At 55.3% G+C, this 12,224-nt stretch carries 10 protein-coding genes; 4 read left to right on the forward strand and 6 right to left on the reverse strand.

The window, feature by feature from the left end:
• Positions 1–58 precede the first annotated feature (58 nt).
• Positions 59–964: a LysR family transcriptional regulator gene (locus tag ROR01S_RS18735; protein WP_032716407.1), complete on the forward strand. Its 906-nt coding sequence runs from the start codon at positions 59–61 to the stop codon at positions 962–964.
• A 27-nt stretch (positions 965–991) separates the two neighbouring features.
• On the opposite strand, the gene gcvA is transcribed toward ROR01S_RS18735, so the two are convergent.
• Positions 992–1,897, reverse strand: a complete 906-nt coding sequence (gene gcvA / locus ROR01S_RS18740; RefSeq protein WP_032716408.1) for a transcriptional regulator GcvA — start codon at positions 1,895–1,897, stop codon at positions 992–994.
• Between the two features lie 241 nt (positions 1,898–2,138).
• On the opposite strand from gcvA, the gene ROR01S_RS18745 reads away from it, so the two are divergent.
• Complete coding sequence (locus ROR01S_RS18745) at positions 2,139–2,747, forward strand: glutathione S-transferase family protein (RefSeq protein ID WP_032724246.1); 609 nt, start codon at positions 2,139–2,141, stop codon at positions 2,745–2,747.
• A gap of 237 nt (positions 2,748–2,984) precedes the next feature.
• Positions 2,985–4,595 carry an FAD-NAD(P)-binding protein gene (locus ROR01S_RS18750; RefSeq protein WP_004862799.1) on the forward strand — a complete coding sequence of 537 codons (1,611 nt, stop codon included), beginning with the start codon at positions 2,985–2,987 and terminating at the stop codon, positions 4,593–4,595.
• Between the two features lie 9 nt (positions 4,596–4,604).
• Here ROR01S_RS18750 and ROR01S_RS27350 read toward each other — a convergent pair whose 3' ends face one another.
• The 5 genes from ROR01S_RS27350 to ROR01S_RS18770 form a co-directional block, all read right to left on the reverse strand.
• Positions 4,605–4,754, reverse strand: coding sequence for a hypothetical protein (locus ROR01S_RS27350; RefSeq protein ID WP_004862804.1), 150 nt, complete (start codon positions 4,752–4,754; stop codon positions 4,605–4,607).
• Between the two features lie 264 nt (positions 4,755–5,018).
• On the reverse strand, positions 5,019–5,813 hold the full coding sequence (locus tag ROR01S_RS18755) for an MBL fold metallo-hydrolase (RefSeq protein WP_004862807.1): 795 nt from the start codon (positions 5,811–5,813) through the stop codon (positions 5,019–5,021).
• A 174-nt stretch (positions 5,814–5,987) separates the two neighbouring features.
• Positions 5,988–6,623 (reverse strand): carbonic anhydrase, encoded by a 636-nt coding sequence (locus ROR01S_RS18760; RefSeq protein ID WP_004862810.1) that lies wholly within the window; start codon positions 6,621–6,623, stop codon positions 5,988–5,990.
• A 212-nt stretch (positions 6,624–6,835) separates the two neighbouring features.
• On the reverse strand, positions 6,836–8,485 hold the full coding sequence (locus ROR01S_RS18765; protein ID WP_064359771.1) for an OFA family MFS transporter: 1,650 nt from the start codon (positions 8,483–8,485) through the stop codon (positions 6,836–6,838).
• 297 nt (positions 8,486–8,782) lie between these two features.
• The gene (locus ROR01S_RS18770) at positions 8,783–10,561 is read right to left on the reverse strand and encodes a sigma-54 interaction domain-containing protein (protein WP_015584180.1); all 1,779 of its coding nucleotides are present in this window, start codon (positions 10,559–10,561) and stop codon (positions 8,783–8,785) included.
• Positions 10,562–11,027: 466 nt separating this feature from the next.
• On the opposite strand from ROR01S_RS18770, the gene ygeW reads away from it, so the two are divergent.
• On the forward strand, positions 11,028–12,215 hold the full coding sequence (gene ygeW / locus ROR01S_RS18775; protein ID WP_004862818.1) for a knotted carbamoyltransferase YgeW: 1,188 nt from the start codon (positions 11,028–11,030) through the stop codon (positions 12,213–12,215).
• The last annotated feature ends 9 nt before the right edge of the window (positions 12,216–12,224 follow it).

The following is a 12,224-nucleotide window of genomic DNA, read 5'->3' on the forward strand; positions in this document are numbered from 1 at the left end:
CCTTTATAATTTAAACAATCAGGACAAACCGGGATGCCATGATGAAGGAAATGGGATAATGTCGCGAATCACGCTAACGGATTTAGATGCCGTTATGGCCATCGCCCGACGAGGGACCTTTCGCGCGGCGGCGATCGAGCTGGGGGTATCAACCACCGCATTGAGCCATATCATCGCCAGATTTGAAGCCGAAATGGGCGTACGTCTATTTAACCGGACTACCCGCAGCGTGGGGCTCACCGACGCCGGTCGCCTGTTTATCGATAACATCGGTCCGTCGCTGCAGGGCGTTCATCAGGCCCTTGAGGTTGTCCGCTCCCGCAGCGAAACCCCTTCTGGCGTCCTGCGCATCAATACGCCTCCGTTTGCCGCCCGGACGCTTCTCTCCCGGGTCGTGCTGGAGTTTTTGCACCGCTATCCGCAAATGCAGGTGGATATCGTCACCGATGGCCGGCTGATCGACATCGTTGCGGAAGGCTTCGATATGGGAGTACGGGTCGCCAGCCTGATACCGGAGGATATGATCGCACTTTCCCTCGGCAAACCTCAGCGCTATGCCGTGGTGGCTTCTGCGCAGTATCTTTCGCACCATAAGCGGCCTGAAACCCCCGCAGATCTGCTCAATCATCCCTGCATCCGGGTGCGTCTGCCCGATGGTTCCCTCTATCGCTGGCATCTTGAGAAGCAAGGAGAAACGGTACAGGTCGATGTCCGCGGGCAGCTGACGCTGGATGAGGCGTCGCTGGCGCGGATTGCGGTGCTGGAAGATGCGGGAATAGGTTTCTTTCTTGAACAGGATGTCATCGAGGATATTGAGGCCGGCCGGCTCATTCGTTTACTGGACGACTGGACGCCCCCTTTTCCCGGCCTGTGTCTGTATTATCCCGGCAGACGTCACCCCTCCGCCGGGCTGGCCGCCTTTCTGGCGCTGGTGCGGGAATTTGCCCGATCCGCCGGCCGTTGAGGCCCGCTGGCAAGCGCCGGAACCATGCTATCGCGGCGCCGGCAAATCTTCCCGCTGGCGCCACGCCGCAAGTTCTTCATTCAGCCAGGCGATGAACAACGAGACCTCCGTTTTCTTTTCACTTTGCTGCGGGGTGACCAGCCAGTACGGCCAGGGATAAGGCGCAGAACAGGCGGTGACCTGGACCAGCTCTCCTCGATCGATCGCGCCCTGCACCAGGGAGCGCCGCTCCAGCGCAATGCCATTGCCGAGTCGCACGGCTTCCAGAACCAGATTCGAGTCGTTGATACAGAGTCCGCCGGCGACGATCTCACGCTCCAGCCCGGCCTTCAGGCACCAGGTTTTCCAGGATTCCATCGAAAATAGAATCTTACTCGCCGCCACCTCTTGCGGCGTTGCCGGCAGCGCGCCGCCGTTGTAATGCGGCGCGGCCACCACAATCAGCTCATCGGCAAACATATAGCGGCTTTCCAGCCCTTCCCAGTCGCCTTTCCCCATGCGAATGGCAATATCCACCGCCTCCTGCTGCATGTTGGTGACCGTCAGACTGGCCAGCAGCCGCAACGTGATATGGGGATAGCTGGTGCGAAAGCGATCCAGGCGCGGCAATAGCCAGTGGCAGGCAAAAGACGGTACCGTGGCCAGGGTTAACGTCGTCGTCCGCGGCTTAACGTGGACCAGACGAGTGGCATCCGCGATATGTTCCAGCGCCTCGCGGACATGCATCGCATACAGTCGCCCCTCTTCGTTAATCTGCACTCCGCGTCCGTGACGCGTAAACAATCTCACGCCGAGCATCTCTTCCAGCACTTTAATTTGCTGACTGATTGCCGAATGGGTGACATGCAGCTCTTTCGCCGCCTGCGTCACGCTCCCAAGTCGGGCAACGGCCTCAAAGCTCCGTAAACTGGCGATCGGTGGGTAATCCGACATGAAGCAGCTCCTTATATTCCGGCTCCTGGAGGTCAACGTTACCCTAGTCCAGGAGGGTAAACCTCGGGCGACAGTACCGGTCAGTCATTCTGACATCTCAGGTAAGAAATGCGTAATATTCGTTATCGCCAATCTGGCGTAATGTCTCTCTGCAGCCAGGGGCAATGCGCACGGTGATATCCTTCCTGGCGCACCTTGATTGACCCGGCATTCTCCTTTCAGAGACAGGAAAACAGGAATCATGATGAAACTCATTGGCATGTTGGACTCCCCTTACGTGAGGCGCGTCGCGGTATCTCTGGCGCTGTACGGTGTCGAATTTGAACACCTGCCGCTGTCGGTGTTTAGTGCCGTTGAACCCTTCGCAAAATTCAATCCGGTGGTCAAGGCGCCTACGCTGATTCTGGATAACGCCGTTCGGCTGATGGACTCCACGCTGATCCTTCATTACTTCGAATCTCAGGCAGATTTGCAGCGTAAATTGCTCCCCGCCGCCGGCCCTGCGCTGGCCGAAGATCTTCAGACGCTGGGATGGATTCTGGCTGCCAGCGAAAAAGCCGTACAACAGGTTTACGAACACCGCTTACGGCCGCCAGAGAAACAGTATCAACCGTGGATTGAACGCATCACCTGGCAGTTACTGTCTGCCTGCCGGGAATGGAACGCCGCGCTGGAACGCCGGGCGCTCAACACGCCGCTCGATCAGGTCTCGGTAACCAGCGCCGTGGTATGGACCTTTATTCAGGCGATGATCCCCGAGGTGGTGAAGGCCGATGACTTCCACTCAATTCGTGCCCACAGCGAAATAGCAGAAGCCCATCCGGCCTTGAAACAGTTTCCTTTTCCCTGAGCGATATAACAGCGGAAAACTTTTGCGGGGCACAGAGGCCCCTTTTTTATTGCCCGCCAGGCGCCAGCCGGGAGCGACGTACAGACCGCATGCATCCCGCTGGCTGGCGCCGGGGTTTTCGACCACACTTAAACCCGACTCCCGCTGCTGAACCTAAGGCGCCGATCGCTTTTCCCGGTTGACCGTCCGGCAGGCGGGAAACGGCAATGGAAGAACGTTTATCACGGGTGATGATGCATGAAGAAAATTGCGATTATCGGCGCAGGCCCCACCGGGATTTATACTCTTTTTTCCCTGTTAAAATATCCGGAGCCGCTGGCGGTGACGGTCTATGAGCAGGCGAGTCAGGCCGGCGTCGGCATGCCATACAGCGACGAAGAAAACTCGCGCATGATGCTGGCCAATATCGCCAGTATTGAAATCCCACCGATCCTCTGTCCCTATATCGACTGGCTGAAACAGCAAAGCGAGGAGCACCTTGCCCGCTATGGCGTCAGCTATGATTCGCTGCATGTTCGCCAGTTTCTTCCGCGTATCCTGCTTGGCGAATATTTTCGCGACCAGTTTATCGGCCTGACAGCCAGAGCCAGACAACAGGGTTTCTCGCTGACGGTGCATGAATCCTGTGAGGTCACCGACCTGCAGGCCACGGCAGAAGGCGTCAGATTATGGGCACAAGGTGAGTCGGCGGCGGAACGTTTCGATCTTGCGGTCATCGCCACGGGCCACGTCTGGCCCGCTGACGAGGAGTCCACCCGTACCTTTTTCCCCAGTCCGTGGTCCGGCCTGATGGATGCCGAGATCCCGGCATGCAGGGTCGGTATCATGGGTACCTCGTTGAGCGGTATTGATGCCGCGATGGCCGTGGTGGTTCAGCACGGCGAGTTTGTCGAATCCGCCGCGCGCTCGCTGCAGTTCAGGCTCAATCCGGCCAGCAAAGCGCTGAATATTGTCCTGATGTCGCGCTCCGGCATATTGCCGGAAGCGGATTTTTACTGCCCGATTCCCTATGAACCGCTTTCGGTGGTGACGCCTGACGCGCTGGAAAAGGCGATTGCCGCCGGTTCAGAGGGTTTACTTGACCGCGTTTTCCGGTTGATGGCAGAGGAGATCGACCGCGCCGATCCGCAATGGAGTGCCGGTATCGCCCTCCCGACGCTGAACGCCGATAGCTTCAGCGACGCGTGGTTTCGTGAACGACACCAACATGACCCGTTTCACTGGGCGCAGGCCAATCTTATGGAAGTCGAGCGCAACAAGCGCGAGAAATACACCGTTCCGTGGCGCTATGTCATCCTCCGGCTGCATGAGGCCGTGCAGGAAATGGTCCCGCATCTGGATGCGCGGGATAGTCAGCGCTTTAGCGACGGGCTCGCCCGGGTGTTCATCGATAATTACGCCGCTATTCCGTCAGAGTCGATCCGCCGCCTGCTGGCGCTTCGCGAAGCCGGAGCGCTCCGCATTCTCGCCCTCGGCGAGGATTACCAGATGGCGATCGAAGAGGACAAAACGGTGATTACCACGCGGGAAAGCCGGGCCACCTATGATGTCTTTATTGATGCACGCGGGCAAAGAGCGCTAAAAACAAAAGATCTGCCCTTCCCGACGTTACGGGAGCAGCTGCAGGCCACCGGCGATGAGATCCCGGACGTGGGGGACGACTACACGTTACAGGAGCCTGCGGAGGTACGAGGCCGCGTGGCGTTCGCGGCGCTGCCGTGGTTAATGCATGATCGGCCTTTTGTGCAGGGTATTACCGCCTGTGCCGAGATGGCTGAAGCCATGGCAGGCGCCATTTCCCGTCCGGCGTCCCGTCGCCGCAGGCGTTTGCCGCAGACCGATCTGTGACGATCAATCTTAGCGCTGCCCGGGATCCGGGTGAAAAGGATCTTTCTTATGGTCCTCGCTATCATCGCGTTTACGCGGTATTTCCCCCTGTTCGCGCGGGTCGTCTTTTGCCGGGCGACTCCCGCGCTTTGCGGCGTCATTTGCCATCAATCGTCTCATGTATACCTCCGGTCGCGACGTGGATGATTGCGGTGGCTGATAAGCCGGCGCAGGAAAAAGTCCTGTGCAGGTTCCTCAACCGGCCTTATAAAGCCTGGTTGCCAGGACAAGTTTTCACCAGCGAAAAGATTTGCGCCTGCTCCTTCGCCTCAGGCCAGGTCTGGTGTTCGGATGGCGGCGACGGGGTGTGGTAGCGGCCCTTTTCGGCAATGGGCGGCGATGAGCGGCCTGTGCAAAAGGGCTTCTCATCGCGATTAACAGGCGTCATCCACGCAGGCAGGCGAGATATTTTTGTGCGGAACGCTGTACCCTTTCATGCGCGTTGTTCAGCATATTTTGCCCGGCGAAGGCTCCGTACAGTCTGGCAAACCGCACGCCGGCCAGGCGCTGCATGATGTTTTCAATGACCGACGCGGGCAGCGGCAGCATATTCGGGTAGCTCCACATAAAAGAGACCGCATCCGCACCGGGAGTCACCTGCAGGATGTCGCCCACCAGCAGCGTGCCATCGCCCTCGCGCCAGTGTAGAACGGTTCCCCCGGCGAAGTGGCCGCCCAGTCGCAACAGCTGCACCGAGGGCCATAGCTCAAACGCATCGCCTTGCCACAGACGAATCGCCGGGCTATCGCGCACGATCCACTCACTGTCGCTGGCATGCAGATAGACTGGCGCGTCAAAGGCGGCCGCCCAATCCTGCATGGTGGTGTAGTAATGAGGATGGGAAATCGCGATGGCATCAATACCGCCTAGCGCAGCTATCAACGCCATCGTGGCGGCATCGAGATTGGCAATGCAATCCCACAGAATATTGCCCTGCGGCGTTCTGAGCAGAAACGCGCGTTGGTTGATAGCGAACCGGGGAACGGTTTTAAGGCTAAACAAGGTGTTGTCATGCTGTTGCCAGGCGTTGGTATGATGGCTGATGAGATCCTCGAAGGCTACCCACGCCTGTCCGCTGACCGGGACATACTGGCGTTCATCGTCACAAATCTTGCAGCGTAAGATGGGTGTACTTCTTTCGTCATACGACGTGCCGCACGTTTTACACAGCTTAATCATTATTCCCCTCCTGCACGATGGTAAAGCAGTCATGAGTATGGCAGATGCGCGGCGACGGCCGGTGATTCCGAAGATGACAGGAAAGCCACAGAGAGGAGAACAGGAATAAGAACGGGAGGACGAGTCAAAAACGGTACGCTGAGATACAGGGCTTCCCTGCCCTGAAGAGAGAAATTACTCGAAGTAGACGGCCGGGTTCTCCGACAGCGATACAAAGGTTTTGGTGTTCTTATCCAGCGCGCCAATCGCCCCGCTTTCGATATCGTAAACCCAGCCGTGCAGGCGCAGCGCCTTATCACGCAGACCGACGGCAACCGACGGGTGAGTTTTGATGTTGTTCAGCTGTGCGATAACGTTTTCCCGCACCATCGCATTCACTTTATCGATTTCACTGTTCCAGGTGCCTTTTTCGACCACCGCTTTTGCGGCATCGGCATAGCGCAGCCAATGCGCCACTGCCGGCATCGGATCCAGACACTGGCAGGTCGCAACCGCAGTCATCGCGCCGCAGTTGGAATGGCCACAGATGACAATATCGGTGACGCCCAGGGCAACAACGGCATATTCGATAGTCGCGGACACGCCGCCCGGCTCTGGTCCGAATGAGGGCACGATATTCCCCGCGTTACGAATGACAAAGAGCTGTCCAGGTTCCTGCTGGGTCACCAGTTCCGGTACCAGGCGGCTGTCAGAACAGGAGATAAACAGCGCTTTGGGATTCTGGCTGGAGGCCAGGCTACGGAAGAGCTCTTTACGCTGCGGGAAGATCTCTTTCTGGAAGTTGAGGAAACCCTCAATGATATGTTGCATAGCAGTGTCTCTTTTCTCGGTATGAATTACGGTATGACAAAGATCACAGTTTGTCAGTGTATCACCGCAGCAGAGAATAGGAATCGTTATTCAAATGGAATCTATATGTTGCAGCCCCGATCGTTTCTGCGGGGCTGTGACAAAATACAAGGGATCTCACGCCTCAGACAGCGCAACGGTTGCGTTCAGTCGGTACGTGCACTACCTCCTCGCTAGATGAAGAATTTTATTGCCTGTTGCATCGTCGTGCCTATTCCCCACAGCAGCGGTAGCCCCACAGCAAACCAGCTTAACGTTAGCAGCACAACGGAGGGACGGGCCTCCCATGTCAATTGCGCGTTGGCATTAATGGTATACATGCCCTTAGCCTGCTGCTGCTGTTCGGCGGTCATGGCATATTTTTCCGCAATCGGGCGCACAAGCTGGTTGCAGATGAAACCCATAACCAGTAATACCGTCAAGACCAGCAGCGTAATATCATAGATCCGTGCCGGGGCGATGCCCTGCGCCAGCTGATATTCTCGCAGGTAATTCACCAGCACCGGGCCGCTAATGCCGGCAGCGGACCAGGCGGTCAACAGACGACCGTGAATCGCTCCGACCATCTGAGAACCAAATACATCGGCCAGATAAGCCGGAATGGTGGCAAAGCCGCCGCCATACATCGAAATAATGACGCACAGCGCGCAGACGAAAAGCGCCACATAGCCACCGTGATTGGTCAGCGGCAACGTCCCGTATAACAACGCCCCCAGCAAAAAAATTAAGGCAAAGGTGTTCTTTCTGCCGCACAGATCCGACACCGAAGCCCAGAAGAAACGCCCCAGAATATTAAACAAACTGAGCAGGCCGGTGAATCCGGCGGCCATCGTCGCAATCCGCTTCAGCTGTTCGCCACTTAATTCATTCCAGCTCAGGTCCTGCGAGAGTAGCTTTCCGGCAAAAATCTCCTGCAGCATGGGCGATGCCATACCCAAAATGCCGATACCGGCGGTGACATTCAACCACAACACCAGCCACAGCAGCCAGAACTGGGGCGTTCGCCACGCCACGCTGACATGCACCTGTATGGTGGAATGATTACGCATCACCTTTTGCGCTTTCTCCCCCGAGGGATGCCAGCCCATCGGCGGCAAACGGTAGCCAAACGTACCGCACAACATAAACAGCGAGTAGATCCCCGCCAGCGCCAGGATACTCTGCCAGACGCCGTTTCCTTGCGGGCCGGCAAAAAAGTTCATCAGCCAGTTTGCTAACGGCGCGCCGACCAGTGCCCCGCCGCCGAAGCCCATGATCGCCATGCCAGCAGCCATCCCGCGCTTGTCCGGGAACCAGCGCAGTAACGTAGAAACCGGCGATATGTAGCCCAGTCCCAGGCCAATACCACCAATCACTCCGGCTCCCAGCCAGAGTAGCCACAGTTGATGACTGTAAATGGCGAGAGCGGAGAGCAGCAACCCGCCGCACCAGCACAGCGTCGCGACGAGACTCACCAGTCGCGGACCGACTTTTTCCAGCCAGCTTCCCCAGAGTGCCGCGGCGCAGCCAAGGAAAACAAAAAACAAGGTATAGGTCCAACCCAGCAGCGAAATTTTCCAGTCACATTCTCGGGTAAATAGCTGCTGCCAGAATGACATCTCAGCCGGACACTGCAGGGGGTGTGTACCGCCAATTAACTGCGACATTGGCAACCAGAAGACGGAAAAACCGTAAGCCATGCCGATGCATAAATGCACGGCTAACGCCGCCGGTGGCACCAGCCAACGGTTAAATCCGGGGCGAGCAATGATGCGAGACTTAGCAAAAAATGGTGTTATCGGTGATACGGCTAAGGGAGGTGTATTCTCATTTAGTTGCGCCATAATCCTGTCCTTATCATGTTTGCTAACCGGCTACCTCAGCAGCCGAAGACAGGGTTACAAAGCAATAATGACGCCACCTGGTTAAAAAATAGACAAAAATGCAGACTGAAGCGAGCAAGCACTGCCTGCTGTTGGTCTCATAGACAGAAGCGATAGCTTTACCGGCAGCAGTGAATGCGTCAAACCTCAAGCCTGAGTCAGGAAGAGATGATTTTGATAATTACCGCTCTCAGAGTGATAACCCGCCGCCGCTCCGCCATACGTTTAGCATAAGGGCTATCCTTGTCCGTTCAAGAATCAGATGCCAATCAGCTCGTACTTTTTAATTTTGCGATACAGCGTGGCAATGCCAATTCCCAGCTCATCCGCCGCCTGTTTCTTATTGCTGTAGCGAGTCAAAGCGTCGCGAATCATCTGTTTTTCCATCGCTTCCAGCGCCGTGCTCCCTTCTTCCTCTTTAACCTCCGCCATCTCGCCAGGCAGGCTGGCATCCCGCCCGGTGGTTTTACCGCTGCAGATTAAGTTTGGCGGAAGCAATGACGCATCAATCACCTCACCCGATGGCACAACGTTGACCAGGTACTCCATCAAATTGCTCAGCTCGCGGATATTGCCAGGCCAATGATAGCGCTTAAGCAAACCGATGACCTCGGGAGAGACGCCGGGATAGACCAGCTCAAGACGGCGGGTATGCAGCTGCAGGAAATGGTGAATGAGCAGCTCGATGTCATCCTGCCGCTCGCGTAGCGGCGGTAACCTTAACGGAATCACGTTAAGCCGGTAATAGAGGTCCTCACGAAATTTACCCTCGGCGATAAACTGCGCCAGGTTTTGGTTGGTGGCGGAAATAATGCGGATATCGACCGGAACCGGGTGACTGGCCCCTACCGGCTGGATCTCACGCGACTCAATTGCTCTCAGCAGCTTTGCCTGCAGCGTAAGGGGCATATCGCCAATCTCATCGAGAAACAGCGTACCGTGATTCGCCGCCTGTATCAGCCCGGGTTTACCGTTGGCCGACGCGCCGGTAAATGCCCCTTTTACGTAACCGAACAGCTCGCTCTCCAGCAGCTGTTCGGGGATAGCCGCACAGTTGATGGCAATAAACGGCTTTGCCTGTCGGTCGCTCAGCTTATGAATGGCGCGGGCGACAACCTCTTTTCCGGTCCCGCTTTCGCCAGCGACCATCACGCTGGACGGACCACGCGCTATGCGGCTTATCAGTTTTTTCAACTGACGCATCGGGCGACATTCGCCAATCAGCTGCTCAATCTGCGGCTCGTCCTGCGCCGCACTGAAATCCGTCGTGGCGTGCGATTGATGAAAAGCCATTAAGAATAGCCACTGATCCTGAACAGCATGCAGCTGCCCGATAATAAGTTCTTTCTTGTCATCAAAGGAGATCACATGCTGCATATGGCCGCGCACAAAATTATGCTCAAAGGTTAACGGACGAAAATTAATCGTTTTGCCGACCATATTTCCCTGATTTACACCAAGAATCTTTAATGCCGTCTGGTTGGCAAATTTTATCTTTTGATCGAGGCTGACCACCAGCACCCCCTGATCCATATTCTCAATCATGGTCAAAAATATTTTTTGAATATTATCGCTACTGCCCTGCCCCTCCAGCAGCCGCGAAACGAATATTGATGAGACATGGCGAACGTAATCGGAGAATTCGTGAAGATTATCTTTAATTCGCTCCTGCTGCTCGCGGGTTAACGCAATAAGGCTAATAACGCCCACACACTGTCCCTGATAAATAACAGGAGTGCCAAGAAACGCTTTTTCTTTGCAACTTTCCTTACTGGCACATCCTTTACAAAGAGGATCAAAACGAGAATGGGTAACAACTTTGTCTTTTTTTGTTTCTATTATGTAACGCAAAAGTCGCGAATCTTCATTCAACTTTTTTCCCAGCAATCTCCCGTACGCGCCTGTTCCGGCGACGCGACAGAGTGTGTTATCGACAATCTCGACCTCAAGCTGAAGCACGCTGGAGAGCATACGAGCAAACCGTTGAATTGTAGGTTGAATTTGCATCAATACGGATAAGGTGTTAGAGGAAATCATAATGAACCCTTACTCTCACTAACCGAAAACTATTTTTATTCTTTCCCGATGATACTACTCCAGGGTTGAACGGAATTGATGCAGATAAAATCCCCTTTTCACTCTTTGACGGAAATATGGAGGCGATATCACATTTTCATATCAATATGAGAATTCGCAGCGGTTTTTTATCAATTTGACGATGAAGCTGTCTCTTCTTCCCCGCTCTGCGGCCGCTGAATAAAAGAAACCGAATTGCAGCCGGCATAACGAAAATGAATCTTATTTACCTCACCCCCTCAAGCACCGATGTTTACGTGATCGTCATCGCATAATCACAGCCATTTATCTCTACGTCAGACTCTTTATCAGGAACTGGCACAGTTATTGTTAGTGAATATACAGCGCTGGCCGTCGCCACTTCACGCTCGCCGCTCCCGACCGCACAGCAATCATTAAGCTCGTCATTCACTACCAGGACCTAAAAATGAAAACTGTTAACGAACTGATTAAGGATATCAACCACCTCAACTCCAACCTTCACGATAAAGACTTCCTGCTGACGTGGGAACAGTCTCCGGATGAGCTGAAACAGGTGCTGGATGTTGCCGAAGCCTTAAAGACGCTGCGTGCAGAGAATATTGCCACCCAGGCCTTTAATAGCGGGCTGGGAATTTCCGTTTTTCGCGATAACTCAACCCGCACTCGTTTCTCCTATGCCTCAGCGCTGAATTTGTTAGGTCTCGCGCAGCAGGACCTTGATGAAGGCAAATCACAAATTGCCCACGGCGAAACCGTTCGCGAAACCGCCAACATGATCTCATTTTGTGCCGACGTTATCGGTATTCGCGACGACATGTATCTTGGCGCCGGCAATGCCTACATGCGCGAAGTCGGCGACGCGCTGGACGACGGATTCCAACAGGGCGTACTGCCGCAGCGCCCGGCCCTCATTAACCTGCAGTGCGATATCGACCACCCGACGCAGGCAATGGCCGATCTTGCCTGGCTGCGCGAACATTTTGGATCGCTGGAAAACCTGAAAGGTAAAAAAATCGCCATGACCTGGGCCTACTCGCCAAGTTACGGCAAACCTCTCTCGGTGCCTCAGGGAATTATCGGTCTGATGACCCGCTTTGGTATGGACGTCACTCTGGCACACCCGGAAGGCTACGATCTGATTCCGGACGTCATCGACGTGGCGAAAAACAACGCCGAAGCTTCTGGCGGCCGCTTCCGTCAGGTCACCGATATGGCAGAAGCGTTTAAGGATGCGGACATTGTATATCCGAAGTCCTGGGCACCTTATAAGGTGATGGAAAAACGCACCGAACTGCTGCGCGCTAACGATCATGATGGGTTAAAAGCGCTGGAGCAGGCCTGCCTGGCGCAAAACGCCAACCATAAAGACTGGCACTGTACTGAAGAGATGATGGCGCAGACTAAAAACGGCGAGGCGCTATATATGCACTGTCTGCCTGCCGACATCACCGGCGTCTCCTGCGACGAGGGGGAAGTCACCGAAGCGGTCTTCGAAAAATACCGTATCGCCACCTACAAAGAAGCCAGCTGGAAGCCATACATCATCGCCGCCATGATTTTGTGCCGCAAATACGCCAGACCTGGCCAGCTGCTGGAGCAATTGCTCAACGAAGCACAAAAACGCGTCAAGTAACCTATCAGG

The organism is Klebsiella ornithinolytica NBRC 105727 = ATCC 31898 (assembly GCF_001598295.1).
Classification (GTDB): domain Bacteria; phylum Pseudomonadota; class Gammaproteobacteria; order Enterobacterales; family Enterobacteriaceae; genus Klebsiella; species Klebsiella ornithinolytica.